Below are 25,828 nucleotides of genomic sequence, written 5' to 3' on the forward strand. Positions count from 1 at the left end.
CCGCCTCAGGCGGCTTCGTCGACGGCGCTGCCATTATCTGCATCATGCGGCACCGTGATCCGACGCTTGCCGGCGCTGCGCACGAACTCAACGATGCGCAGCACATTGGCGTCGTCGACGTAGCGCTGCGCCACCCGATCGACCCGCTCACCGAGCGTGCTGCCGCCATAGAAGATCTCGCGATAGGCGGCGCGCAGCGCGTGGATCTGCGGACGGGTGAAGCCGCGGCGCTTGAGACCGATGATGTTCAGCCCGCCGAGGCCCGGGCGTCCCTCCACCACGGCGCCAAACGGGATGAGGTCATGGCGCAGGCCGCACATGCCGCCGACGATGCACTGCTCGCCGATGCGCACGAACTGGTGCACGGCCGAGAGCCCGCCGATGAAGACGTTGTCGCCGACGGTGACATGGCCGGCGAGCGTCGCGTTATTGGCGAACACCGCATTGTCGCCGACCGAGCAATCATGCGCGATATGCGTGCCGACCATGAAGAAGCCGCCGCTGCCGACGCGGGTCTCCATATGGCCACCGGCAGTGCCGATATTCATCGTCACATGCTCGCGAATGATGCATTTATCGCCAATGACGAGCCGGCTCGGCTCGCCCTTGTAATGCACCGATTGCGGCGGGGTGCCGAGCGCGGCGAACGGATAGACCACCGTCCCCTCCCCGATCTCGGTATGGCCGGCGACCACGACATGGGAGATCAGCCGGACGCCGGCATGCAGCGTCGCATCGGGACCGACCGTGCAGAACGGCCCGATCTCGACATCATCAGCAAGGTTGGCGCCGCTCTCGACGCGGGCGGTCGGATCTATGCGTGGCATCTCAATCCTGTGCAATCATGGCGCCGACCTCAGCCTCGGCGACGAGTTGGCCGTCGACCTTGGCTTCGCCGCGGAACCACCACATGTTCCGGCGCTTGGTGATCTGCGTCATGTGGTACTCGAGCACGTCACCCGGCACCACCGGCCTGCGGAACTTCGCCTTGTCGATGGTCATGAAATAGACCCGCTTCGGGCTGGCATCGCCGGGCCGGCCGAGGATGCAGATGGTGCCGGCGGTCTGTGCCATGCCTTCCAGGATCAGCACGCCCGGCATCACCGGCTGGTCCGGGAAATGGCCCTGGAAATGCGGCTCATTGGCGGTGACGTTCTTGATGCCGATCGCCCGCTTGTCACCGTCGATACCGATGATGCGGTCGATCATCAGGAACGGATAGCGATGAGGCAGCGCGGCCAATATGCGCTGGATGTCGGCCGAACCCAGAGTGCCGGCATCAACCTTGGCCGCGGCATCGGTGGTCGTCGCAGTCTCGTTCATTCGGTCTCACGTCCTTCCTGACCGGGCCCAGCCTCGCGTCCCGCGCGGCCGAGGCGCTGTACTGCCATAACCTCACGGAACCATTCGCGCATCGGCTTGGCCGGCGAGCCGCCCCATTGCACGCCGGGCGGCACGTCGTGCTTGACGTTGCTCGTGGCGGCGATCTGCGAACCAGTGCCAATAGTGACATGGCCGATGACGCCGACCTGACCGCCCAGCACCACATAATCACCCAGCGTCGCGCTGCCGGCGATGCCGGTCTGGGAGACGACGATGCAGTGCCGGCCAATGACGACGTTGTGCGCGATTTGCACCAGATTGTCGATCTTGGTGCCCTCGCCGATCACGGTATCGCGGATGCCGCCGCGGTCGATCGTGGTGCTGGCGCCGATCTCGACATCATCCTGAAGCACGACGCGACCGACTTGCGGGACCTTCATGTGGCCTCCGGCGCTGCTCAGATAGCCGAAGCCGTCCTGGCCGATTCGAGCGCCGGGATGAATAATGACGCCATTGCCGAGCAGCGCGTGCAGGAGTGTCGCGCCGGCGCCGATGGCGCAGTCGCGCCCTATGCGCACGCCGGGACCGATGATCGCGCCGGCGGCAATGACGGTGCCGGCGCCAATCTCCGCACCCGGCCCGACCACCGCGCCGGGATCGAGGGTGACATCATCCTCGAGACGGGCCTGCGGATGCACGAAAGCCCCCGCGGCGACTCCCTTGTGGCCGAACACGGAGCCGGGCCGCAGCGTATCGCGGTAGAAATGACGGGTGACGGTGACGAAGGCGGCATAGGGCTTCGGCACCGCCAGCACCACCGTGCCTGCCGGCGCATAACCCGCGAAACGCTCGCTGGTGAGGCATACGCCCGCGCGCGTAGCCTGGAACTGCGGCACGTAGCGCATGGCATCGAGGAAGCTGAGTTCTTCAGGCCCGGCGCGGTCAAGCGGCGCCACGGCATGGATCGTACGCGATTGCACGGCCGGATCGGCGGGCGCGGCGATGCCGGCAAGCGCACAGATGTCGGCAACGCTCAGCGGCGCACGCGCCGATATGAAGACGGGATCGCTCATCCGAAATGCCAGACCGACCTCAGGACACGGGCGGTCACCTTAAACGAACCGACGGCCCGGTGAACCGGGCCGTCGCAACGAAATCGCAAAGATCAGTTGGATCAGAACTTGGTGCCGCCGCTGAAGCGGAACGCCTGGGTCTGGTCGTAGTCTTCCTTGGACAGCGCCCACGCATAGTCAAAGCGCAGCGGACCGAAGGGCGACTTCCAGATCAGACTGACGCCGACCGAGGAGCGGATCAGGTCGCTGTCGGCGACGCAGACGGCACCCTTTGCATTCTTGGACTTGGCACCGTCTGTCTCGAACTGTGCGCAATCCTGATCGTTGGGAGCACCGACAACATCAAAAGTCGTCGGCCCCTGATAGTCCCACAGCGAACCAGCATCGGCGAACACTGCCGCTTTCAGACCGACTTCCTTGGGCAGGAAGGAAAGCGGGAACTGGATTTCCGCCGTCGTGCCCCAGTAGAGCGTACCGCCCAGTGCATCTGTTTCGTTCAGATCTCCACCGCCAGAGGCAAGGTCGCGTGGACCAATACCGTTGGGCTCAAAGCCGCGCACCAGATCCGGACCCTTGAAGAAGTTGTCCAGGATGCGCAGATCCTCGCCGCCCCAGGAGGCGATGTTGCCGGCCTGGCCGCGCAGCATGAGCACGAAGTCGCCGAACAGCGGGTAGTAGTAGCGGGAGTCGAACGTGGTGCGGATGAAGTTCACGTCGCCGCCGACGCCGGCGAAGTCCTGCTTCAATTCGAGCAGGTAGCCCATGCTGGGATCCTGATTGTTGTCCAGCATGTTGTACGACAGCGTATAGCCAACCAGCGAGGTGATCGTGGGGTCATCGATGACCTGACGGATTGCCCAGGATAGATCCTGCTCGCTCACCTCGTCGGAGAGCGTGATCTCCTTCTGGTAAATGCTGTAGCGCAGGCCCAGCGTCAGCTCGTCGGTGAGCGGCAGGCCGAGGCGCAGCGTGCCACCGATGGTCGAGGTGTCGTACGGGCTGTAGGTGGTCGCGGTGGTCTCTTTCCAGAACAGGTCGGTACCGGCCGAGATGCGGTAATCGAGGAAATAGGGCTCGGTGAAGCTGAAGTTCGCACCCTGGACGTTCTCACCCAGCTGACCGCCGAGAGAGACGTACTGGCCGCGACCGAGGAAGTTCTTCTCCGAGATATTGACCTCGCCGATGAAGCCGTCGGTCGTGGAGTAGCCGCCTGAGACCGAGAACTCGCCGGTCGGCTGATCTTCAACGATCACCTGCAGGATGACGCGATCGGGCGCCGAGCCGGGCTCGTTGTTGATCTTCACGGTCTTGAAGTAGCCGAGGTTGCGCAGGCGACGCTCGGCGCGGTCGACCAGCACGCGATTATAGGCATCGCCTTCGCCAAGATCGAACTCGCGGCGGATGACCCAATCGCGGGTGCGGGTGTTACCGCTGATCTCGATGCGCTCGATATAGACACGCGGACCTTCTTCCACCGTGAAAGTGATGGAGATGGTGCGGGTCTCGAAATTACGGTCGCCGCGGGGGCGCACCTGGGCGAAGGCGTAGCCGCTCTTCGACACCTCGACGGTGGCGTTCTCGACCGAGCGCTCCACCAGATCCGCATTGTAGATCTGGCCTTCCTGCGTGCGCAGCGCGCCGCGGATGCGGGCGGCATCGACGTCACGAATATTGGAAAGCACGTCGATCTTGCCGAAGCGGTACTGCTGGCCCTCCTCCACGACGAAGGTGAGCACGAAGCCGCCATTGGTGCGCTCGAGATCGGCGCTCACCGAGACGATGCGGAAATCGGCGTAGCCGTTCTTCAGATAGAAGCGGCGCAGCAATTCCTGGTCGGCATTGATGCGGTCGACGTCATAGACGTCGGTGCTCTTGAGGAAGGAGAGCCAGTTGGTCTCGGTGGTGGTGATCTCGTCCTTCAGCTTCCACTCGGAGAAAGCCTTGTTGCCGACGAACACGATCTTGGAGATGCCGACCTTTTCGCCTTCGGTGATCTCGAAGACGAGGTCGACGCGGCCCTGGCCGCGATCGATGGTCTTCGGATCGACGCGCACATCGTATTTGCCGGCGCGACGGTAGAGGTCGATGATGCGCTGGGTATCGGCCTGCACGGTGGAGCGGTTGAACGCCTCGCGCGCCTTGGACTGCACCTCGGCCGAGAGCTGGTCGTCCTTGATCTTCTTGTTGCCTTCGAAGGCAACGCGGTTGATCACCTCGTTCTCGGAGACCGAGACGACGAGGCGGCCGCCACGATTGCTGATGCGCACGTCCGAGAACAGCCCGGTGGCATAGAGCCCCTTCAGCGCCTCGTCGATCTTGGCCGCATCGAGCTTCTGGCCCGGCTGGGTATTGAAATAGGACCGAATGGTCTCAGCATCGACGCGGCGATTGCCCTCGACGATGATGGAACTGGCAGTCTGTGCCTGCGCAGCGACGGGCAACGCAACGGTGCCGGCGACCCCCGCAACGGCCGTCAGCAAACAAATGCCAACGACCGACGCCATTTTACTCACGAACCCGACACGAGCAGCCATGTGGTGCGCAACCTTACCGTTGTTCTGATGACCGCCGCCGCCCGCTGACCCGGTCGGAGACAGACTCTCACCCTGCGGATTCGCTTGTACAGGCTTTTCCCCCACCTGCAAATGAACCCGCACCCCCGAAATACCCTTTTCCAGGCAGGCGTGGCACCGCGGCAACGCCTGCCCGGACGAGGGTCAAGATTTTGATATATTGACAATATTGAGGATGTCGTTCCACGTCGCGAACAGCATCAGCATCAGCACCAGAGCAAGGCCGATACGGAAGCCGAGCTCCTGGGCGCGCTCGCTCAAAGGGCGGCCGCGCAGCGCCTCGATGGCGTAAAACATCAGATGTCCACCATCAAGCAGCGGAACCGGAAACAGGTTCAGAAGCCCGATCGACACCGAGAGCACTGCCGCGAGCTGCATCAGCGGTGCGAAGCCGAAGCTGGCCACCTGCCCCGATACCTGCGCGATGCGGATCGGCCCGCCGAGCTGATCCGCCGATTCCCGCCCGGTCACCACGCCGCCGATGTAGCTGAAGGTGCGATCGATCACGAACCACACCTCCTTGGTCGCGGCGCCGACCGCCTCGATCGGCCCGTAGCGCTGCGTCGTGATGCCGCCTTCGGCCGAACGCGCGACGCCGAGTTGGCCGATGCGGTGCACGTTGCCGAAGGAATCGGTGATCTCCTTGAGGTCCGGCGTCGCCTGCAGCGTCACCTCATGGCCGTCACGCTCGACCACGAAGGCCAAAGCCTGCCCAGCCGCGGTGCTGACGATCCGCTGCATGTCGCCGAAGGATTCGATGGGGCTGCCGTCGATCGACAGAATCAGGTCGCCGGCCTTGAATCCGGCGCGCTCGGCGGCGCTTGCCGCCTGCACCGAATCGACCCGCGGCGTGGCGATCTGCTTGCCGGTCGTCATGAACAGGCCGGCAAAAATAGCGATCGCCAGGATGAAATTGGCGATCGGCCCGGCGGCGACGATGGCGGCGCGGGCGCCGACCGACTTGTGGAAGAAGCTCCCCTCGCGCTCCGTAGCGCTCATGCGATTGATCGCGACGAGGTCGGGCGCGCTCGCGGCGTTCTCGTCGCCGAGGAATTTCACATAGCCGCCCAACGGGATAGCCGCGAGCCGCCAGCGCGTGCCGTGGCGATCGTTGAAGCCGGCGATCTCCGGCCCGAAGCCGAGCGAGAAGGCGACGACCTTCACGCCGGCGCGACGGGCGACCCAGAAATGGCCGAGTTCATGGAAGAACACGACGATCGTCAGCACGAACAGGAACGGGATGAGGTATCCGAGGAGCCAACCGGCCCCGCCACCCAGCGAGGTAAGAATTTCCATGAGCTCCACCTATCAAAGCGTCCGGCAGATTCCGTAGCAGCTTGCACATAGGATGCCTTTGCGGCGATCTTGAGCAAGGGAAACGGGACAATTTGCCTAATATCCGAGTTAATGTTTTCGCATCAACCGCTTGCCGTCCCTCGCCTCACCACAGCATGAGCCCGACGGCCGGCGCCGCCGGATTGCGCAGCAGGCCGACAAGAAGCGCGAGCACCGCGGCGGCGACGAAACCGTCCAGCCGGTCCATCAGCCCGCCATGGCCGGGAATCAGAGCGCTTGAATCCTTGACCCCGAAGCGGCGCTTCATCGCCGATTCATAGAGATCCCCGCCTTGGCTCGCGATGCTGGCGGCGAGGCTTGCACAGATCAGGCCGGGCGCCGCCGGAATGTCGAACAGCCGGGCTGCGGCAATGCCCGCGAGCGTGCCGAGCAATGCTCCGCCAATGGCTCCGGACCAGGTCTTCTTCGGGCTGACCCGCGGCCAGAGCTTCGGTCCACCGAGCAGCCGCCCGCAAAAATAGGCAGCGATGTCGGTGGTCCAGACCACGGCGAACAGCCAGAGGATGCTCGCCGCACCGACCATGGGATCGATGCGCAGCAGCAGCGTCGGCACCAGCACGGCGCCGGCATAGGCGAGGCCGGCGGCCGCCCAGCCGCGCGGCTCGCCGGCAAGAGCGAGCGCCACAATGCCGAGCGCGACAACGATGAAGACGCTCAGGGCCGGGGCCAGCATCACCGCGACTGCGGCGGTCGCGAGCGAGATGGCACCGAGCCCGAGCACGATCGCCTTGGGTTGCAGGGCGGTCATCATCCCCCATTCCCACAGCACCAGCACGGATGCCAGCAGCAGCACTGCAGCGAAGGGCCAGCCGCCCCACCAGGCCGCCAGCAGCATCAGCGGGCCGAGCAGCAGTGCGGAAGCGAGGCGCGGCAGGAAATCGGCGCCGAGGGATGTTCCCATCAGGGCGTCGCCGCCCCGATCCCGCCAAAGCGCCGATCACGGCGCCGATATTCCGCGAGCGCCTGTTCCAGCACACCGCGGTCGAAGTCCGGCCAGAGCACCGGTGTGAACACCAGCTCGGCATAGGCCGCCTGCCAGAGCAGGAAATTCGACAGGCGCTGCTCGCCGCTGGTGCGGATCACGAGATCGAGCGGCGGCAGGCCGACGGTATCGAGTTCCTGGGCGAGCCGATCCGTCGTGATGTCGGCGGCGCTCAGCCGGCCTGCCTCGACCTCGGCGGCAAGGCGCTGCGCGGCGCGGGTGATCTCGCTGCGGCTGCCATAATTGAAGGCGACCGCGAGCGTCAGCCCGGTATTGGCCTGCGTCACCTGTTCCGCCTCGTCGAGCAAGGCGGAGACTTCGCCGTCGTGGGGATGGCGCTCGCCGATGATGCGGATGCGCACATTCTTGGCATGGAGGGTGGCGAGGTCGTTGCGGATGAAGCGCTTCATCAGCCCCATCAGATCCGCGATCTCGGCGGCCGGACGCGACCAGTTCTCGCTCGAGAAGCTGTAGATGGTCAGCGCCTCGATGCCGAGCTCGCCCGCCGCCTCGACGGTGCGCCGCACCGCCTCGACGCCGCGACGATGCCCTTCGAAGCGCGGCAGGCCGCGCGACTTAGCCCAGCGGCCATTGCCATCCATGATGATGGCGACGTGGCGCGGCACGGCGGCGGCAGCCACGTCCGCGGCGGCCCCGTTCTCCATGCCCTTCGGCATCTCGCGATTCGGCACGTTCATCGCCGGTCCCCGCACCCGGCCGACGCAAGGCCGGCCGCCCGCCATCTTCGGAGCGCATTCCGTTCGGATGAAGGCATCCAAACGATCAGGCGCTCCCGATCTCGAAATGCTGGCGCTGCTCTGCTCGCAAAAGTCATGCAACTTCCGCGAAGCATGCGCCAGAGCATGTTCCGCAAAAGTTGGACGACCTTTGCGATGAGAACATGCTCCAGCGTATTGAATCTAGAGCGCTATCTTGTCGCTCGGATGATTCCATCCGAGCGGATAGCGCTCTAAACGGCGAGGATTTCCTTTTCCTTGCCGCTCAGCACCTGGTCGATCTCGCTGATCGACTGATCGGTGGTCTTCTGCACCTGATCGGCCAGGCGATCGAGTTCGTCCGAGCTGACCGCGCCGTCCTTCTCGGCCTTCTTGATGAGGTCGAGCCCGTCGCGACGCACATGGCGCACCGCGACGCGCGCAGCCTCGGCATATTTGTGCGCGACCTTGACCAGTTCCTGACGGCGCTCCTGCGTCAGTTCAGGAATTCGTACGCGCAGTACCTGGCCTTCCGTCTGCGGATTGAGGCCGAGGTTGGAATCGCGGATTGCCTTCTCGACAGCCGAGACCATGCCGCGGTCCCATACCTGCACCGAGAGCATGCGCGGCTCCGGGACGTTCACCGAAGCGACCTGGTTCAGCGGCATGTGCGAGCCGTAGGCATCCACCTGGATCGGCTCCAGCAGGCTCGCCGAAGCGCGCCCGGTGCGCAGCCCGCCGAGTTCGTGCTTGAGGACGCCGATCGCGCCCTGCATGCGGCGCTTGAGGTCGCTTACGTCGATCGGTTCATTGGCCATTCTGGACCTCTTATCGTGCATTACCCGGCCATAGCCGGAATCCGGAAGCGCAGCATGGCTGCCGGGAACCGCGCTATATCCGATGGTTTAGGCCCGCTATGCAAGGGTGCATGACGGTGTTCAGGGAGCGACCGTGGTGGCCCTGCCCTCCCCGCGAATGGCGGCGGCAATGGCGCCGGGCTCGCGGATCGAGAACACGATGATGGGGAGCTTGGCTTCGCGCGCGAGGGCAAAGGCAGCGGCATCCATAACTTTCAGGTCCTTGGCGAGGGCCTCGTCATGGGTCAGCCGCTCATAGCGCGTGGCAGTGGGATCGCGCTTGGGATCGGCGGTATAAACGCCGTCGACATTGGTCGCCTTCATCACCGCATTGCAGCTCAGTTCCGCTGCGCGCAGCACGGCGCCGGTATCGGTGGTGAAATACGGGTTGCCGGTACCGCCGGCCAGCAGCACGACGCGCCCGCGCGCGAGATGCCGCGCCGCCGGCTGGCGCGCATAGGGCTCGCAAATGGTCGGCATGGGAATGGCGGAGAGCGTGCGCGCCGGCGAACCCGCCGCCTCGACCGCCTTCTCCAGTGCCAACGCGTTCATCACGGTCGCCAACATGCCCATATGGTCGGCAGTGGCGCGGTCGAGCCCCTCGCCGGCGACGCTGGCGCCGCGCAAAATGTTGCCGCCGCCGACCACCACGGCGATCTCCGCCCCGGTGCGGCGGGCCTCGACGAGGTCACGGGCAATGTGCTCGATGGTCGGCCAATGCAGGCCGAATGCCTCGGTACCCATCAGCGCTTCGCCCGATACCTTCACGAGCACGCGCTTATAGAGGGGTCTGCCCGCTTCCGCTGACATCACGCTGGCCTCTCGCTTTGTTGCGCCGGGACTAGAGCATCGGACGGATGCTGACAAGATGCTCTAATACTTTGAAATCAAGCACGTTTTCTGCGTTTGAATGACCGGACTGAATGCGGCTTGATCCAGGTCCGATCCATATTCGCAGGCACAATAAAGCACGCCGCACCACCCGCGAGGGGGCACGGCGTGCTTATCCACGTGTCAGATCCGAATCAGACGCCAGCAGCAGCCGCGACTTCGGCGGCGAAGTCGCTCTCGGCCTTCTCCACGCCTTCGCCGAGCGCGAAGCGCGCAAAGGCGACGAGCTTGATCGGCGCGCCGACCTTGCCCTCGCTCTCCTTCACCGCCTGGGCGACGGTCTTGGAGGCATCGTGGACGAAGGGCTGCTCGAGCAGCGTGACTTCCTTGAAGTAGGTCTTCAGGCCGCTCTCGACGATCTTCTCGACCACATTGTCCGGCTTGCCGGAGGCCTTGGCCTTGTCGGCGAGGACGGCGCGCTCACGCGCGATCACGTCCGCGTCGATGCCGGCAGCGTCAAGCGCCTGCGGGCTGGCGGCGGCGACGTGCATGGCGATCTGGCGACCGAGTGCGGCGAGTTCATCCGTCTTGCCGGTCGATTCAAGCGCGACCAGCACGCCGATCTTGCCGAGCCCCTCGCCCACCGAGCCGTGCACATAGGTGCCGATGACGCCGGCCGAGACTTCGAGCCTCTTCGAGCGGCGCAGATTCATGTGCTCGCCAATGGTGGCGACAGCGTTGTTGACCGCCTCAGCGACCGTGCCGCCAGCCGGATAGGAAGCGGCCTTCACCGCCTCGACGTCATCGGCCGCACCGAGAGCGACCTTGGCGATGTCGCGCACCAGCGCCTGGAACTGGTCGTTGCGGGCAACGAAGTCGGTCTCGGAATTCACCTCGACGACGACGCCGGAGGTGCCGGAGACGGCAAGGCCGATCAGGCCCTCGGCAGCGACGCGGCCGGCCTTCTTGGCGGCCTTGGCGAGGCCCTTCTTGCGCAGCCAGTCGATGGCGGCCTCGATGTCGCCCTCGACCTCGTTCAGCGCGTTCTTGCAGTCCATCATGCCCGCGCCGGTCTTCTCGCGCAGCTCCTTCACCATGCCCGCGGTGATGTTGGCCATGTCACTTCCTCGCACGAATTAATGTGTCATTCGAAAGCACGGCCGGCCGGAGGGTTCCGGGCCGGCCGTGCCTAGTGTTACGTAGGGCTAGATCACGCTAAATTGGATCTGGTCGATCCAATTTCAAGTAACGCGCTCCAAGCCCCCTGCCGCCTGAAGTCCGAGCCGGTCACTCGACTTCGGCGGTGAGTTCCTTCGCCTGGGCGATCCAGCCATCGACGCGGCCGGGCAAGCCCACTTCTTCGCCGATGCGGTGCGCATCCTGCGGATCGAGCGAGGCGATCTGCGAGAAGTGGAAGATGCCGAGATCGGTCAGCTTCTTCTCGATCGCCGGCGACACGCCGGTGAGCTTCTTCAGGTCGTCGGCAATGCCGCGCGGGCCGGAGAGCGGCTCGAAGCCGTGCCACTGCGGCTCGCCGGAAGGAAGATCCTCCATCAGCGGGGCTTCCGCGGCGCCGAGGTCGACGCCGATGTCGCCCTGGGCGCGGCCGATACCGTCAATGGCGGCACGGGCGACGAGGTCGCAATAGAGGTTGATCGCGCGGCCGGCGTCGTCATTGCCGGGAACCGGGAAGGCGATGCCGTCCGGATCGCAATTGGTGTCGAGGATGGCCGCGACCGGGATGCCGAGGCGGCGGGCCTCGGCGACGGCGAGGTCTTCCTTATTGGTGTCGATCACGAACAACAGGTCCGGCAGGCCGCCCATGTCGCGAATGCCGCCAAGCGCGCGGTCGAGCTTCTCGCGCTCGCGCTGGAGCGTCAGGCGCTCCTTCTTGGTGTAGCCGACGCCTTCACCGGCCGCGAGCACTTCCTCGAGCTTCTTCAGCCGGGCGATGGAGTGCGAAATGGTCTTCCAGTTGGTCAGCATGCCGCCGAGCCAACGGGAATTCACATAATACTGCGCCGAGCGCTTGGCCGCGTCGGCGACCGCATCGGCCGCCTGGCGCTTGGTGCCGACGAACAGCACGCGGCCGCCGCGGGCCACGGTGTCGGACACCGCCTGCAGCGCACGGTGCAGCGAGGGCACCGTCTGGGCGAGGTCGATGATGTGGATGTTGTTGCGGGTGCCGAAGATGAAGGGAGCCATCTTCGGGTTCCAGCGGTGGGCCTGATGGCCGAAGTGCACGCCAGCTTCCAAAAGCTGACGCATGCTGTAATCAGGGAGTGCCATTGTCGTCTCTCTTCCGGTTGAGCCTCCGCGGACGAACGCCGGACCGAGGAATTTCGGTCGCGGCACCGGAACGGCCGTATGGTGCACCTGATTTAAGACGCTGCTTCAGCCCGAAGGGCTTGGTCCAGCCATAGGTCAGGGACACCCGGCCGCAGTCCGCGTGCGGGATGGCGCGGCTTATAAGCGAGGAGTCGCCTTGGTGCAAGGTGTGGACAGCGCGCAAGACAGAGGCGACCGGCTCGCAATTCGATGAGCTCGAAGGAACCACCTTTCCAGCCTCATTCCCGGGCTTGACCCGCGGATCCAGACTTCGATGGGGTGCATGCGGCGCGGCTGGATCCCCGGGTCAAGCCCGGGGATGAGGGACTGTTGGAGATTGTCCGCTCACAGATCGAGCGCCGCAGTCAGGTCGCCCATCGGGGGTTCGCTGTGCGCGGCGAGCGCCTTGTCGCGCTCGATCAGGCCTGGCAGCACCGGCAAGCGCCAGCGGGTGGTGATGAAGCGCAGGATCGATGTCGTGTCGTACTGCGTGTGGTCAACGAAGCCCTTCCTGGCGAAAGGCGAGACGATAAGCGCCGGAATGCGGGAGCCGGGACCCCAGCGGTCGGCCTTGGGCGGCGCGACATGGTCCCAGAACCCGCCATTCTCATCATAGGTCACCACCACCAGCATGTGCTCCCATTGCGGGCTCTTCTCCAGATGGGCGATGAGATCGGCGATGTGCGCGTCGCCGGCACCGACCGAGGCATAGCCGGCATGTTGGTTGAGGTTGCCCTGCGGCTTGTAGAAGGTCACCGCGGGCAGCTTGCCCGCGTCGATGTCGGCAATGAAAGCCGTGCCGTTCAGCCCGCCATCGCGCAGATGCTCGGCGCGCGCCGCGGTGCCGGGCGCAAACTGCACGAAATAATTGAACGGCTGGTGGTGGTACTGGAAGTTGGGCGTCGGCTGGGCGTTCTTGCCGTCGAGCGCGGCCTGCCAGGCTCCGGCATACCAGGCCCAGTCCACCCCCTTTGCGGTGAGGAGATCACCGATGGTGACATCATGCTGCGGCGGAAGCGTCGTCGCCTTGCTGGGATCGGCGAGCGCCTTGTCCTGCCCTTCCGCCGGCGGATTGGCGCTCGGCTGGTAAGGCGGCTGCATGGTGTTCACCGCATAGAAGTCCGGCGTCAGATTGTTGCTGTTGGCGAATTTCGGCACGCCGTCGATCGCCGATGCCGGCGCGTTGACCGCCGGCGTCAGGGTCACGCCGTCCGCCTCGACCTTGGAGATCGAGTCCTTGGCCGGGCTCTGGTCGGCGTTCGGATAGGTCGGGATACAGGCGCAGACCAGCGCGAAATGGTTCAGGAAGGAACCGCCAAAGGCGCCCTGGAAGAAATTGTCGGCCAGAGTGTACGTCTTCGCGACATCCCAGAGCTGCTGCTTGGCCTGGGCGTAGTTGCCCATCACCAGGGCGCCGGCGTCCGCATAGGCGACGAAGCGGTCATTCTTGCCGCCATCGATCTGCATCTGCTCTTCATAGAAGCGGTGCCAGAGATCGCGCGTGACCACGGCGTCGGAGATGTTGAAGCCGTCGGGATCGTCGATGGCGAATGGCGCATTGGCGAGATGCTCGGTCTGGGCCTGGCTCACCGGAGGCGTGACACCCTTGGCGGTGAGACCGGTCCAGATCGGCGGCAGTTCCTTGAACGGCTCGCCATTGCGGTCGACCTGCTGGTAGTCCGCGGGTTTCAGCCCCTGCAGGCCGCGTGCGCCGGGGAATGTGCCGTAAATATTGTCGAAGCTACGGTTCTCGGCATAGATCACCACCACTGTATCGATCTTACCGAGCTCAGCTGATGCCGCAACGGCAGGTATCGTTACGGTAATCGCAGCGATGCTGGTGCCGGCGAGCAGCAAAGCATGAAGCAGCCTCATGGAAATCATCCCTCGGAGTGGTGCAACCAACGCTTTACGCTGATCGCGAGCGCTGGATACGTCTGGTGAGATTTACAATTATTCTCAGCTAGGCGCTTCTCATTGCAGTTTCGTGATCGCTGAAGCTTGCCATCATCACGGATCTGTCATCTTCCCCAATCACTGATCGGCACGAGCGCGCCAGCAGCGGGCGCCGACCTGATCACGGAGTTGAAGGTGGCGGAGATGCGTCATTGGGCGGGGCTGGTGTTGGCCGGCCTGCTGGTCGGCATCGCGACGGCGTCGATCGCGACCGAGGGGCCTGCCATCGACCTCGCGGGAAGCCCTGGCCTATCCCGGGCCGCTGCCATCCATCGTGCCGCGGCGCTTGATGCGCTCGGGCATAAGCTGTTCTTCGATCCCGGCCTTTCGGCGTCGAAATCGCTGTCCTGCGCCTCGTGCCACGCTCCGCAGAACGGATTCTCCCCAGCAAACGCGGCGCCGGTGCAATTTGGTGGCGCCAGGCTGGACCAGCCCGGCACGCGGGCCGTGCCGTCGCTGACCTATCTCCAGGCCACGCCGCAATTCAACGAGCACGAATTCGATTCGGAAGAGGAAGGCGATGCGAGCGTCGACAACGGCCCGACCGGCGGGCTGACCTGGGACGGGCGGGCCGATCGCGGACGCGACCAGGCGATGCTCCCGCTGTTCGCCGCCAATGAAATGGCCAATGCCCGCCCGGCCGACGTCGTCGCTGCAGTTCGCGCCGCGCCCTATGCCGCCGAGGCCAGGGCACTGGCGGGTGCAGACGATGATGCGGCGCTATTCAGGACCGTGCTCGATGCCTTCGAAGCCTTCGAGCAGGACCAGCCAACCCTCTATCCCTATACCAGCAAGTACGATGCCTACCTTGCCGGGAAGGCGTCGCTGAGCGAGCAGGAGACGCTCGGGCTGAAGCTGTTCGAGGCCCCCGAGAAGGGGAACTGCGCCAGTTGCCACCTGAGCCAGCGGGATGGCAATGACACGCCGCCGCAATTCACCGATTACGGGCTGATCGCGCTCGGCCTGCCACGGAACATGGCGATCCCCGCCAATCAGGATCCCGCCTATTTCGATCTCGGCCTGTGTGGTCCCTACCGCACCGATTTTCGCGATCGGCCGGACTATTGCGGGCTGTTCAAGACCACGTCACTGCGCAACGTCGCGCTACGGAAGAGTTTCTTCCACAACGGGATCTTTCACGATCTGCGCGATGCCGTCGCCTTCTATATCTATCGCGACGTAGAGCCGGAGCGCTTCTATCCGCGTCGACCGGATGGCACGATCGCCATCTATAACGACCTGCCAGAGCGCTACTGGGACAATCTCAACCAGGATCCGCCGTTCGGCGGCAAGCCCGGTGATCGCCCGGCACTCACGGAAGACGAGATCGACGACGTCGTCGCCTTCCTGAAGACGCTGACCGACGGCTACTCGACGTCGGCTGACAACGCGATGGCACAGAAGGCCGCACGTTAGAACGGGCGCTAATGCGCCTCGACCTGCACCACGCCGGGCACAGCCTTGATGGCGCCGGCGATCTGCGGCGACAGGGCGAAGCGGCCGGGCAGCTTCACCTCCACCTGGGTGTCGCCGCGCTCGCCGAGCAGCAGCACCAAAGCCACCTGCCCGTCCCCTCGCCCGCCGCCCGCGAGCGAATTGAGCCGCGCGGCGACGCTCTCCAGCGGATCGGGCGAGCGCAGGAAGATGCGCAGCCCCTTCTGCATCTTGGTTGCGGCGGCATCGAGCGGCTCGGCGCTTTGGATCCGCGCGCGCACATCCTCGCCCTGCAACTCCGCCGACACGTGGAGCAGCAGCGCGGTGCCGGGCTCCAGCACCTCGCGAAGTTGCGCCAGCCCTTCCGAGAAGATCACTGCCTCGAACTGGCCGGACGGGTCGGAAAGCCCGACAATGCCCATCTTGGTGCCGGTCTTGGTGCGGCGCTCCTGCCGGCTGACGACGGTCGCGGCGAGCCGGCCGGCGGCGGCGCCGGCGCGTACCGAGCGGGTGAAGTCGGTCCAGCGCTGCACCCGCAGGCGCTCCAGTGCCGGGGCGTAATCGTCGAGCGGATGGCCGGTGAGAAAGAAGCCGATGGCATCGTATTCGCGCTGCAGCCGCTCGGCCGGCAGCCACGCCTCGGCGTTGGGCAATGGCAGGCTGGCGCGCGCCGCGCCGCTGCCGAACATGTCGTTCTGCCCGACCGCGGCGTCCGCTCCGAGCCGCGCCGCATGGGCGAGCACCGGATCGATGGCGGCGAGCGCGCGGGCACGATTCGGCTCCACCGTATCGAACGCGCCGGCGCTGACCAGGCTTTCCAAAGTCCGCTTGTTCAGTGCCTTGGCATTGATGCGGGCGGCGAAGTCGGCGAGATCGGCGAAGGGCCGTTCGCCGCGCGCCTCGACGATGGCATCGACCGCATGGCCGCCGACGCCCTTGATGGCGGCTAGCGCGTAATAAATCTTGCCGTCGCGCACCGCGAATTCACGGCCGGAATGGTTCACCGACGGCGGCACCACCACGATGCCGAGCCGCTGCGCTTCCTGGCGGAATTCGCCGAGCTTGTCGGTGTTCGACATATCGAGCGTCATCGACGCGGCGATGAATTCCGCCGGGTAGTTCGCCTTCATATAGGCGGTCTGGTAGGCGACCAGGGCATAGGCCGCCGCGTGGCTCTTGTTGAAGCCGTAGTCGGCGAACTTGGCGAGCAGGTCGAAAATTTCCGATGACTTGCCCTTGGTGACGCCGCGCTCCACCGCGCCGTCGACGAAGCGTTCGCGCTGCTTGTCCATCTCGGCGCGGATCTTCTTGCCCATGGCGCGGCGCAGCAGGTCGGCTTCGCCGAGCGAATAGCCCGACAGCGTCTGCGCGATCTGCATCACCTGTTCCTGGTAGATGATGACGCCGTACGTTTCCTTCAGGCTGGTCTCGAGCGCGGGGTGGACATACTCCGCCTTCTCCTGCCCGTTCTTCACCGCGCAATAGACCGGGATATTGGCCATCGGGCCCGGGCGGTACAGCGCGACGAGGGCGATGATGTCCTCCAGCCGGTCCGGCTTCATGTCCACCAGCGCGCGCCGCATGCCGGAGCTTTCCACCTGGAACACGCCCACCGTCTCGCCGCGGGTGAGCATGTCGTAGCTCTTCTTGTCGTCGAGCGGGATGGTGCCGAGATCGAGCGTGATGCCGCGTTGCGCCACCAGGCGCACCGCGGTCTGCAGCACGGTCAGGGTCTTGAGGCCGAGGAAGTCGAACTTCACCAGTCCGGCCTGCTCGATCCACTTCATATTGTATTGCGTAACCGGCATATCAGAACGCGGGTCGCGATAGAGCGGCACCAGTTCGGCGAGCGGACGATCGCCGATGACGATGCCGGCCGCGTGGGTCGAGGCGTGGCGGTTCAGCCCTTCGAGCCGCACCGCGATGTCGAAGGCGCGCTTCACCACCGGCGAGGAATCGCGCTCGGCCTGGAGGCGCGGCTCGTCATCGATGGCGCGGGCCAGCGTCACCGGATTGGCCGGGTTCTGCGGCACCAGCTTGCAGAGCTTGTCGACCTGGCCATAAGGCATCTCCAGCACGCGGCCGACGTCGCGCAGCACGCCGCGCGCCTGCAAGGTGCCGAACGTGATGATCTGTGCCACCTGATCGCGCCCGTAGCGCTGTTGCACATAGCGGATCACCTCGTCGCGCCGCTCCTGGCAGAAATCGATGTCGAAGTCCGGCATCGAGACGCGCTCGGGATTGAGGAAGCGCTCGAACAGCAGGCCGAAGCGCAGCGGATCAAGGTCGGTGATGGTCAGCGAATAGGCGACCAGCGAGCCGGCGCCCGAGCCGCGCCCCGGCCCGACCGGGATGCCCTGCGCCTTCGCCCATTTGATGAAGTCCGACACGATGAGGAAGTAGCCCGGGAACTGCATCCGGGTGATGATTTCCAGCTCGAAGGCCAGTCGGTCGCGATAGACCTTCTCGTCGAGGCCGGGCGCGGTGCCGTGCACGGCGAGCCGGCGGGCCAGCCCCTCCTCCGCCTGCAGGCGCAGTTCCTCAGCCTCGTCGCGGTCAAAGGTAAAGCGCGGCAGGATCGGCTTGATGGTGCGGGGGCGATAGGCGCAGCGCCGCGCCACTTCGATCGTATTGGCCAGCGCCTCGGGCAGATCGGCAAACAGCGCCATCATCTCGGCACGGGTGCGGAAGCGGTGCTCGGGGGTCAGTTGCCGGCGGTTACTCTCGGCCACCAGCCGGCCCTCGGCGATACAGACCAACGCGTCATGCGCCTCATAGTCGTCTGTGCTGGCGAAGAAGGGTTCGTTGGTGGCGACGATGGGCAGTTCGGCTCGATAGGCCAGTTCCAGCAGTTGGGCCTCCACCGCCCGCTCCTCGGCCGCGCCGTGACGCTGGACCTCGACATAAAGCCGGTCGCCGAACAGGCGCGCCAGCGTGGCCAGCCGGGTCTCGGCGAGTTCGCCATTGCCCGACGCGATCGCCCGGTCGATCGGGCCATCCGGCCCGCCAGTAAGCGCGATCAAGCCATCGGTCGTGTCCTCCAGCCACGCACTGCGGATATGCGGTGCGCCATCGGTGGCGGTGTCGAGATAGCTGCGCGAGACCAGCGCCATGAGGTTGCGCCAGCCATGCTCATCCGCGGCGAGCAGAACGATGCGCGGCCGCGTCGTTTGCGGCCCGCGGGCGTTCTGCTGATCGGCGAAGTCCACCGCCACCGCGCAGCCGACGATAGGCTGGATGCCGGAGCCGGCCAGCTTCTCGGAGAATTCCAGCGCACCAAACAGGTTTCCGGTGTCGGTGAGCGCGAGAGCCGGCTGCTTGTCCTTCTTCGCCAGTTCGGCGAGCTTGCCGATGGTGAGCGCGCCTTCGAGCAGCGAGAAAGACGAGTGGACGTGCAGATGCACGAACCCAAGCTCAGACCCTGCCATCGCCACTCTCCTCGCCGACTCGATCCGGCGAATGGTGGGGATACCGCGCGGCCGCGTCTACGGTGCTGGCCGTGCAGTCCCCGTCTTCCTCAGGCGCCGCCGATCAACCCGGCCCAGGCGCCGATCATGGCGACGAACAGGCCGATGGACGAGAGCGCAGCGACTTCACGGAGCAGGATGCGGATCATGGCGACCTCCATGGAACATAGGAAGAACATTGTTGCCCTTCCGTTCCAGAGTCAAATCCGTTCCACATCTGTTCTCGTTCGTCGTTACCGAAATCCTAATGCCAGTCTCAGACGAGCTCGACGACCCGCCCTTCGCGGAGCGTGACGCGCCGATGCATCTGGCTGGCGAGGTCCATATTGTGGGTGGCGATGATTGCCGCGAGGCCGGTGGCCTCGACGAGCTGGGACAGCGCATGGAACACATGGGCGCTGGTCTTGGGATCGAGATTGCCGGTCGGCTCGTCGGCAAGCAGCACGCGCGGCGCATTCGCCACGGCGCGGGCAATGGCGACGCGCTGCTGCTCGCCGCCGGAGAGCTCGCCCGGGCGGTGCTGCAGCCGCTCGGCAAGGCCGAGATAGCTGAGCAACTCGGTTGCCCGCACCGAGGCTTCGCGCTTGGTGAGGCCGCGGATCATCTGCGGCAGCATGACATTCTCGAGCGCCGAGAATTCCGGCAGCAAATGGTGGAACTGGTAGACGAAGCCGACATCGAGCCGCCGGATGCGGGTGCGATCGGCATCGGGCAGGCCCGCCGTGGGACGACCCGCGATCAGTACCTCGCCGGCGTCCTGGTGCTCCAGCAGACCGGCAATGTGCAGCAGTGTCGACTTGCCGGTGCCGGACGGCGCGACGAGGGCGACGGACTGGCCCTCCATCACTTCGAAGTCGGCGCCGCGCAGGATGTCGAGCGTGCCTTCGCCTTGCACGTAACGGCGCTCGATGCCGGTCAGACGGAGAGCGGAGGCCATCGTCTACTCGTAGCGGAGCGCTTCCACCGGATCCATGCGCGCGGCGCGCCAGGACGGGTAGAGCGGAGCGAGGAAGGAGAGGATGAGCGCCATGATGACCACGGTCGCGGTCTCGCCAGCATTCATCTCGGCGGGTAGCCGGCTAAGGTAATAGAGCTCGGGCGAGAACAGCTCGGTCGCGGTCAGCCAGGAGATGAACTGCCGGATCTCCTCGACATTCAGGCACACCACGAGGCCGAGCAGGAAGCCGGCGAAGGTGCCGACCACGCCGATGGCGGCGCCGGTGACGAGGAAGATGCGCATCACCGCGCCGCGGGTCGCCCCCATGGTGCGCAAGATGCCGATGTCGCGGCCCTTGTCCTTCACCAGCATGTTGAGGCCCGAGACGATGTTGAAGGCCGCCACCACCACGATCAGCGTAAGGATGAGAAACATCACATTGCGCTCGACCTGCAGCGCGTTGAAGAAGGTGGCGTTGCGCTGTCGCCAGTCGACCACATAGATCGGCCGGCCGGCCGCATCGTTCACCGCCTTGCGGAAGTAATCCATATTGTCGGGATTGTCGGTGTAGACCTCGATGGCGGTGACGTCGCCATCCTTGTTGAAATAGGCCTGCGATTCCGCCAGCGGCATGAACACGAAGGCGCTGTCATATTCAGACATGCCGATCTCGAACACCGCGGCGATCTTGTAGACTTTTATGCGCGGCGTCGTCCCCATTGGGGTCACCGTGCCGCGCGGGGCGACGAGTGTGAGGTTGTCCCCTGCCCGCACCGAGAGCTGGTCGGCGAGGCGTTTGCCGATGGCCAGCCCCTCGCCCGTGTCGAAGCCCTCCAGCGTGCCCTGGCGGATATTGCTGCCGATCGAAGGCAACGCGCGCAGATTGGCCTCCGACAGCCCGCGCACCAGCACGCCGCTGGCATTGAAGGCGGACGAGGCCAGAGCCTGCCCTTCCACCAGCGGCACGGCGAGCTTGATGCCCGGCACGCCGGCAATGCGCTTGGCGACCTCGTCGAAATCGGTGAGCGGACTGTCGATCGGCTGCACCAGCAAATGGCCGTTGAGGCCGAGGATCTTGCCGAGCAGTTCGGTGCGGAAGCCGTTCATCACCGCCATGACGATGATCAGCGTTGCCACGCCCAGCATGATGCCGAGGAAGGAGAAGCCGGCGATGACGGAGATGAAGCCTTCCTTGCGCCGCGCGCGCAGGTAGCGCAGCGAGAGCATCCATTCGAAAGCGCTGAACGGGCGCGTGCCGGTCGGCTCCTGCCGCTCCTTTGGAGCTTTCGGGGCCGCCTCGCGGCGCGGGGCTTCCTTGCGCGGCGCCTCGGCCCGCGGCGCCCCCTGGCGGGGGGCGCTCTTGCGGCCGGTGGCGGCCGCCTCTCCGCCCCCGTTCGCCCTCATCCCAAAACCCGCGTCAGCACCGCATCGAGCGGCAAGGTCTCGCGCGAACCGTCGGCGCGGCGTTTCAGTTCGACCGTGCCAGCGGCGAGCCCCTTCGGCCCGACGATGATCTGCCAGGGCAGCCCGATCAGGTCCGCGGTGGCGAATTTCGAGCCGGGACGCTCGTCGGTGTCATCGTAGAGCACGTCGACCTGGCGGGCCTGGAGCTCGGCATAGAGCTTGTCGCACGCCGCGTCGGTGGCGGCATCGCCAGGCTTGAGGTTCAACAGGCCGACGCGGAACGGCGCGATCTCTTCTGGCCAGATGATGCCGTTCTCGTCGTGAGAGGCCTCGATGATCGCGGCGACCAGGCGCGACGGGCCGATGCCGTAGGAGCCCATATGGACCGGCCGCTCGACGCCATCAGGGCCGGCCACCTTGGCGCCCATCGGCTCGGAGTATTTGGTGCCGAAATAGAAGATGTGCCCGACCTCGATGCCACGCGCCGACAGCCGCCGATTCTCCGGCACCTGCGCGAACGCCGCCTCGTCGTGCTTCTCCTCCGTGGCGGCATAAAGGCTGGTCCACTGGTTCACGAGGGTTTGCAGCGCTTTTGCATCAGAAAAATCGACATCGGTGCCCGGCGTCGCCATGTCGAGATAGTCGGCGTGGCAAAACACCTCGCTCTCGCCGGTGGAGGCGAGGATGATGAATTCGTGGCTGTGATTGCCGCCGATCGGCCCGGTGTCGGCCACCATCGGGATCGCCTTCAGGCCGAGCCGGGCGAAGGTGCGCAGATAGGCGACGAACATGCGGTTATAGGCGGTGACCGCGGTCTCGAAATCGACATCGACCGAATAGGCGTCCTTCATCAGGAATTCGCGCGAGCGCATCACACCGAAGCGCGGGCGTACCTCGTCTCGGAACTTCCACTGGATGTGGTAGAGGTTCAGCGGCAGATCCTTGTAGGAGCGCACATAAGCGCGGACGATCTCGGTGAGCATCTCCTCATTGGTCGGGCCGAATAGCATGTCGCGCTCGTGCCGGTCCTTGATGCGGAGCATTTCCTTGCCGTAGTCGTCATAGCGCCCGCTCTCGCGCCACAGATCCGCCGACTGGATGGTCGGCATCAGGATCTCGATGGCGCCGGAGCGGTTCTGCTCGGCGCGAACCACATCGCAAATCTTGTCGAGCACGCGCTTGCCGAGCGGCAGCCAGGCATAGATGCCGGCGCTTTCCTGCCGGATCATGCCGGCACGCAGCATCAGCCGGTGCGAGACGATTTCCGCTTCCTTCGGAACCTCGCGCAGGATGGGAAGGAAATAGCGGGACAGACGCATCACGAAACTCACGATTCGGCCATCTCGGACAGACGGCGCCGGGCGGTCCGAGTGAAACCGGATCGCCCACGAAAAAACAAGCCCTCGCGGCGGGGAAGGGCTGCGAGCATCTCCCTCGCCGCCCCTCGTCGTGGCTCGCCTTGCGCTTGATCAGGTCGGTCGCCGGGCGTGGATGCCTGCCTGCCCGCTGCGATCCAGTGATAGAGCCAGATCGTAGAGGCCACCCGTCCGACTTTAACGAAATCATCTCTAAGATCAAACTACCGTAGATTCATGCTGCACCGCCGCATCTTGAATTGAAATTCCCCCGCAGTATGGTTGCAGTGGATGAACAACTTGGCTCTTTCGCGCGAGATCGTTGGTGCTACGCAGAATAAGAGGCTCGACCGGCGGCGCTGGGACAATTCGTCCGCTGGACGATTGCACGGCAACTCCGCGCATCACTGGTTGTGATACCATCCCGCTCGTGCACAACGATGGAAGCGGGAGTTGCGTGGCGGTCACCGGCGGCGGCCGTCGTGGCGCAGTCATCATTCTCCAGCAACGATTTTTGCTTTCCCACCTCTGACGACAGGAATCTGGCGATCCATGTTTCCCATACCCCAGCCTGCGCTTTCGCCGAACACCTATGAGTATGAATCGTTCCCGATGGTGAAGCCGACCGGCTTCCGCGAGTACGATGCCCGCTGGTTCTTCGGCAAGGAACTGAACCTCATGGGGGTTCAGGCCGTCGGCATGGGCCTGGGCACGCTCGTCAAGCGCCTTGGCGTGAAGCCGGAGTTCGTTACCGGGCACGATTTCCGCGCCTATTCCGCTTCCATCAAGCAAGCGCTCGTCAACGGCCTGCTGGCAACCGGCTGCACGGTGCATGACATCGGGCTCTGCATGTCGCCCATGGCCTATTTCGGCCAGTTCGAGCTCGACGTCCCCTGCGTCGCGATGGTCACGGCCTCGCACAATGACAATGGCTGGACCGGCGTGAAGATGGGTGCGCAGCGCCCGGTGACGTTCGGCCCCGACGAAATGAGCGCGCTGAAGGAGATCGTGCTGGCGGCCGATTTCGACCTGACCGGCGGCGGCGCCTACAGCTTTGTGCCGAATTTCTTCGACCGCTATTTCAAGGACCTGACCAGCCGGCCGAAAATCTCACGCAAGCTGAAGGTGGTGGCCGCCTGCGGCAACGGCACGGCCGGCGCCTTCGCGCCGCAGATCCTCGAGGCGCTGGGCTGCGAGGTGGTGCCGCTCGACACCGAGCTCGATTACACCTTCCCGAAGTACAATCCGAACCCCGAGGACATGGAGATGCTCCATGCCATCGCGGCGAAGGTGAAGGAGACCGGTGCCGATGTCGGCCTCGGCTTCGACGGCGACGGTGATCGCTGCGGCGTGGTCGACAATAATGGCAACGAGATTTTCGCCGACAAGATCGGCGTCATGCTGGCCCGCGACCTGTCGAAGCTCCATCCCGAGGCGACGTTCGTGGTCGACGTGAAGTCAACTGGCCTGTTCGCGAGCGATCCGGAACTCCTGGCCCGCGGGGTCAAAGCCGACTATTGGAAGACCGGCCACTCCCACATCAAGCGCCGGGTTGCCGATCTCAACGCGCTGGCGGGCTTCGAGAAATCCGGCCATTTCTTCTTCAATGCGCCGATCGGGCGCGGCTACGACGACGGCCTGGTGACGGCGATCGCGGTGATCGACATGCTCGATCGCAACCGCGATAAATCCATGGCCGATCTGTATGACGAACTGCCCAAGACATGGGGCTCGCCCACCATGTCGCCGCATTGCGACGACGAGGTGAAATACCGCGTCGTCGACACGGTCCTGAAGCGGTTCGAGGCCAAGAAAGCCTCCGGCGACAGCATGGCGGGCAGCCCGATCGTCGATCTCGTCACCGTCAACGGCATTCGCGTCGTCACCGAGGACGGCACCTGGGGGCTCGTGCGGGCCTCATCCAACAAGCCGGAGCTGGTGGTCGTCGTCGAGAGCCCGATCTCGGAAGCGAAGATGCACGCCATGTTCAAGGAGATCGACGCGGTGGTACGCGAGAACCCGGAAGTCGGCGCGTACAACCAGACCATCTGACGGGCTTGATAGCGGCGGCACCGGGCATGTCCCGGTGCCGCCATCGGCTTCTCCGGAGGACGATCAAGCCGGTGGCTGACACTCTCGTACGAGAACGTTCGGGCGAGCGTTATCCCGAAGCTATTGCAACTCTCGAACCTAAACGATCAGCAGTTCAGTGCTGACGATTAGGTCATCATTCTCGGCTTTGAGTTCAGCTCGGCAAACTGGTCATGCGGGGTAGCGCCCTCCCCGCGGTCCGACGCAGGCTTGTTCCAGCGTCAGCGCAAGATGGTCGGCAACGTGCCGCCCAAGGTGAAACTCGGGCGAGCGGCTTGCCTCACCGAACCGATCCGGCCCGCGGGATGCGCGCCCATTCGAGATACTGGCGCGCTGGATCGTGGGCCTTGCGCATCGCCGGCCCGCTACCCGGCCTCCCGCCCCGAATGGAGGCGCCAGCCTCAATCAGAAAATCCGCTCCGGCACGCGCACGATATCGCCCGGATTGACCATCGTCGTCGTCGTGACCGAATAGGACTGCTCGTCGCTTCTTCCTGCCCGGCGTATGTAGACCGTGCTGTCATTCGCGCGATACGTAAATCCGCCCGCCACGGCCACGGCGCTCATCACGTTCATGCCGTTGCGATAGGGGTATTCACCGGGCTTCGACACTTCGCCCAGAATGTAGAAGGGCCGATAGGTCAGAACTTCCACGTTCACCCGGGGATCGCGCATATAGCCGCCGCGCAGTTTTGCGGTGATGGCCTCTTCCAGCTGCCGCTGGGTCATGCCAACGGCCTTCATGGTGCCGATCAGCGGCATGGCGACCGAGCCGCTGGAATCGACCGTGAACTCGCCTGACAGCGTATCCTCGTTGAACACGGTGATCCGCAGCTTGTCTCCAACGCCCAGTGTGTAGCTTTCGCTGACATTAGACGCACCGGCCGCCCCAGCGGCAGAGCCGGGTGCCGGGCCGCCGGCGCAGCCGGCAACTAAAAATGCCATCATTGCCAATACGGATAACCGACGGCAGTTAGCACCAACAGGCAAAGACAGATATGCTACGAAATTACGCGTCATTTGCAATGAACTCTATTGTTTCATCCGTCGCCAAGACGCTAAGAATTACATAACCGCGCGCACAAAGCACCGACAATTGTGTCAACATCGGGGACAAGACTGACAGTGCGTTTCAAGCTCGAGAC

General features: G+C 64.8%; 19 protein-coding genes. 2 read left to right on the forward strand and 17 right to left on the reverse strand.

The features are described from left to right. Positions 1-5: 5 nt before the first annotated feature. The 12 genes from lpxA to G3545_RS03790 form a co-directional block, all read right to left on the reverse strand. On the reverse strand, positions 6-827 hold the full coding sequence (gene lpxA / locus G3545_RS03735; RefSeq protein ID WP_170009974.1) for an acyl-ACP--UDP-N-acetylglucosamine O-acyltransferase: 822 nt from the start codon (positions 825-827) through the stop codon (positions 6-8). Between the two features lies 1 nt (position 828). Beyond that, positions 829-1,323, reverse strand: a complete 495-nt coding sequence (gene fabZ / locus G3545_RS03740; RefSeq protein ID WP_170009976.1) for a 3-hydroxyacyl-ACP dehydratase FabZ — start codon at positions 1,321-1,323, stop codon at positions 829-831. Continuing rightward, positions 1,320-2,396: a UDP-3-O-(3-hydroxymyristoyl)glucosamine N-acyltransferase gene (gene lpxD, locus G3545_RS03745; RefSeq protein ID WP_170009978.1), complete on the reverse strand. Its 1,077-nt coding sequence runs from the start codon at positions 2,394-2,396 to the stop codon at positions 1,320-1,322. The genes fabZ and lpxD overlap by 4 nt, the downstream gene beginning before the upstream one ends. 101 nt (positions 2,397-2,497) lie before the next feature. Next, positions 2,498-4,900: an outer membrane protein assembly factor BamA gene (gene bamA / locus G3545_RS03750; RefSeq protein ID WP_170009980.1), complete on the reverse strand. Its 2,403-nt coding sequence runs from the start codon at positions 4,898-4,900 to the stop codon at positions 2,498-2,500. 213 nt (positions 4,901-5,113) lie between these two features. After that, entirely contained in the window at positions 5,114-6,265 is a 1,152-nt protein-coding gene (gene rseP / locus G3545_RS03755; protein WP_170009982.1) for an RIP metalloprotease RseP, read from the reverse strand. Between the two features lie 145 nt (positions 6,266-6,410). Continuing rightward, positions 6,411-7,226: a phosphatidate cytidylyltransferase gene (locus tag G3545_RS03760; RefSeq protein WP_170009984.1), complete on the reverse strand. Its 816-nt coding sequence runs from the start codon at positions 7,224-7,226 to the stop codon at positions 6,411-6,413. After that, on the reverse strand, positions 7,226-7,972 hold the full coding sequence (locus tag G3545_RS03765) for an isoprenyl transferase (protein ID WP_246702854.1): 747 nt from the start codon (positions 7,970-7,972) through the stop codon (positions 7,226-7,228). The genes G3545_RS03760 and G3545_RS03765 overlap by 1 nt, the downstream gene beginning before the upstream one ends. Positions 7,973-8,277: 305 nt before the next feature. Then, complete coding sequence (gene frr, locus G3545_RS03770) at positions 8,278-8,841, reverse strand: ribosome recycling factor (RefSeq protein ID WP_170009986.1); 564 nt, start codon at positions 8,839-8,841, stop codon at positions 8,278-8,280. A gap of 120 nt (positions 8,842-8,961) precedes the next feature. After that, entirely contained in the window at positions 8,962-9,690 is a 729-nt protein-coding gene (pyrH, locus tag G3545_RS03775) for a UMP kinase (protein ID WP_170009988.1), read from the reverse strand. 215 nt (positions 9,691-9,905) lie between these two features. Further along, the gene (tsf, locus tag G3545_RS03780) at positions 9,906-10,829 is read right to left on the reverse strand and encodes a translation elongation factor Ts (RefSeq protein ID WP_170009990.1); all 924 of its coding nucleotides are present in this window, start codon (positions 10,827-10,829) and stop codon (positions 9,906-9,908) included. 169 nt (positions 10,830-10,998) lie between these two features. Then, on the reverse strand, positions 10,999-12,000 hold the full coding sequence (locus G3545_RS03785) for a 30S ribosomal protein S2 (RefSeq protein WP_170009992.1): 1,002 nt from the start codon (positions 11,998-12,000) through the stop codon (positions 10,999-11,001). A 384-nt stretch (positions 12,001-12,384) separates the two neighbouring features. Then, positions 12,385-13,923, reverse strand: a complete 1,539-nt coding sequence (locus tag G3545_RS03790) for an acid phosphatase (protein WP_170009994.1) — start codon at positions 13,921-13,923, stop codon at positions 12,385-12,387. 216 nt (positions 13,924-14,139) lie between these two features. Here G3545_RS03790 and G3545_RS03795 point away from each other — a divergent pair, with 216 nt between their 5' ends. Then, on the forward strand, positions 14,140-15,411 hold the full coding sequence (locus G3545_RS03795; protein WP_170017888.1) for a cytochrome c peroxidase: 1,272 nt from the start codon (positions 14,140-14,142) through the stop codon (positions 15,409-15,411). A gap of 8 nt (positions 15,412-15,419) precedes the next feature. Here G3545_RS03795 and dnaE read toward each other — a convergent pair whose 3' ends face one another. From dnaE to proS, 4 genes are all read right to left on the reverse strand, one after another. Then, complete coding sequence (gene dnaE, locus G3545_RS03800) at positions 15,420-18,857, reverse strand: DNA polymerase III subunit alpha (protein WP_170009996.1); 3,438 nt, start codon at positions 18,855-18,857, stop codon at positions 15,420-15,422. Positions 18,858-19,152: 295 nt separating this feature from the next. Continuing rightward, positions 19,153-19,833: an ABC transporter ATP-binding protein gene (locus G3545_RS03805; RefSeq protein WP_170009998.1), complete on the reverse strand. Its 681-nt coding sequence runs from the start codon at positions 19,831-19,833 to the stop codon at positions 19,153-19,155. Positions 19,834-19,836: 3 nt separating this feature from the next. Then, positions 19,837-21,060, reverse strand: coding sequence for a lipoprotein-releasing ABC transporter permease subunit (locus G3545_RS03810; protein ID WP_170017889.1), 1,224 nt, complete (start codon positions 21,058-21,060; stop codon positions 19,837-19,839). Between the two features lie 173 nt (positions 21,061-21,233). Beyond that, a complete protein-coding gene (proS, locus tag G3545_RS03815) occupies positions 21,234-22,556 on the reverse strand; it encodes a proline--tRNA ligase (protein ID WP_170010000.1) in 1,323 nt (440 codons plus the stop codon). Between the two features lie 588 nt (positions 22,557-23,144). Here proS and G3545_RS03820 point away from each other — a divergent pair. Further along, the gene (locus G3545_RS03820) at positions 23,145-24,644 is read left to right on the forward strand and encodes a phosphomannomutase/phosphoglucomutase (RefSeq protein WP_170010002.1); all 1,500 of its coding nucleotides are present in this window, start codon (positions 23,145-23,147) and stop codon (positions 24,642-24,644) included. Positions 24,645-25,088: 444 nt separating this feature from the next. Here the strand turns inward: G3545_RS03820 and G3545_RS03825 are convergent, their stop codons facing one another. Then, positions 25,089-25,703: a polysaccharide biosynthesis/export family protein gene (locus tag G3545_RS03825; protein WP_246702678.1), complete on the reverse strand. Its 615-nt coding sequence runs from the start codon at positions 25,701-25,703 to the stop codon at positions 25,089-25,091. Positions 25,704-25,828 lie beyond the last annotated feature (125 nt).

The sequence above is a fragment of the Starkeya sp. ORNL1 genome, assembly GCF_012971745.1.
Classification (GTDB): domain Bacteria; phylum Pseudomonadota; class Alphaproteobacteria; order Rhizobiales; family Xanthobacteraceae; genus Ancylobacter.

Excerpts from the sequence above, each read along its gene's own strand:
- lpxA (WP_170009974.1), bottom strand. The coding sequence starts at position 827 with ATGCCACGCATAGATCCGACCGCCCGCGTCGAGAGCGGCGCCAACCTT.
- fabZ (WP_170009976.1), bottom strand. The coding sequence starts at position 1,323 with ATGAACGAGACTGCGACGACCACCGATGCCGCGGCCAAGGTTGATGCC.
- lpxD (WP_170009978.1), bottom strand. The coding sequence starts at position 2,396 with ATGAGCGATCCCGTCTTCATATCGGCGCGTGCGCCGCTGAGCGTTGCC.
- bamA (WP_170009980.1), bottom strand. The coding sequence starts at position 4,900 with ATGGCGTCGGTCGTTGGCATTTGTTTGCTGACGGCCGTTGCGGGGGTC.
- rseP (WP_170009982.1), bottom strand. The coding sequence starts at position 6,265 with ATGGAAATTCTTACCTCGCTGGGTGGCGGGGCCGGTTGGCTCCTCGGA.
- G3545_RS03760 (WP_170009984.1), bottom strand. The coding sequence starts at position 7,226 with ATGGGAACATCCCTCGGCGCCGATTTCCTGCCGCGCCTCGCTTCCGCA.
- G3545_RS03765 (WP_246702854.1), bottom strand. The coding sequence starts at position 7,972 with ATGGAGAACGGGGCCGCCGCGGACGTGGCTGCCGCCGCCGTGCCGCGC.
- frr (WP_170009986.1), bottom strand. The coding sequence starts at position 8,841 with ATGGCCAATGAACCGATCGACGTAAGCGACCTCAAGCGCCGCATGCAG.
- pyrH (WP_170009988.1), bottom strand. The coding sequence starts at position 9,690 with ATGTCAGCGGAAGCGGGCAGACCCCTCTATAAGCGCGTGCTCGTGAAG.
- tsf (WP_170009990.1), bottom strand. The coding sequence starts at position 10,829 with ATGGCCAACATCACCGCGGGCATGGTGAAGGAGCTGCGCGAGAAGACC.
- G3545_RS03785 (WP_170009992.1), bottom strand. The coding sequence starts at position 12,000 with ATGGCACTCCCTGATTACAGCATGCGTCAGCTTTTGGAAGCTGGCGTG.
- G3545_RS03790 (WP_170009994.1), bottom strand. The coding sequence starts at position 13,923 with ATGATTTCCATGAGGCTGCTTCATGCTTTGCTGCTCGCCGGCACCAGC.
- G3545_RS03795 (WP_170017888.1), top strand. The coding sequence starts at position 14,140 with ATGCGTCATTGGGCGGGGCTGGTGTTGGCCGGCCTGCTGGTCGGCATC.
- dnaE (WP_170009996.1), bottom strand. The coding sequence starts at position 18,857 with ATGGCAGGGTCTGAGCTTGGGTTCGTGCATCTGCACGTCCACTCGTCT.
- G3545_RS03805 (WP_170009998.1), bottom strand. The coding sequence starts at position 19,833 with ATGGCCTCCGCTCTCCGTCTGACCGGCATCGAGCGCCGTTACGTGCAA.
- G3545_RS03810 (WP_170017889.1), bottom strand. The coding sequence starts at position 21,060 with ATGCTCTCGCTGCGCTACCTGCGCGCGCGGCGCAAGGAAGGCTTCATC.
- proS (WP_170010000.1), bottom strand. The coding sequence starts at position 22,556 with ATGCGTCTGTCCCGCTATTTCCTTCCCATCCTGCGCGAGGTTCCGAAG.
- G3545_RS03820 (WP_170010002.1), top strand. The coding sequence starts at position 23,145 with ATGTTTCCCATACCCCAGCCTGCGCTTTCGCCGAACACCTATGAGTAT.
- G3545_RS03825 (WP_246702678.1), bottom strand. The coding sequence starts at position 25,703 with ATGACGCGTAATTTCGTAGCATATCTGTCTTTGCCTGTTGGTGCTAAC.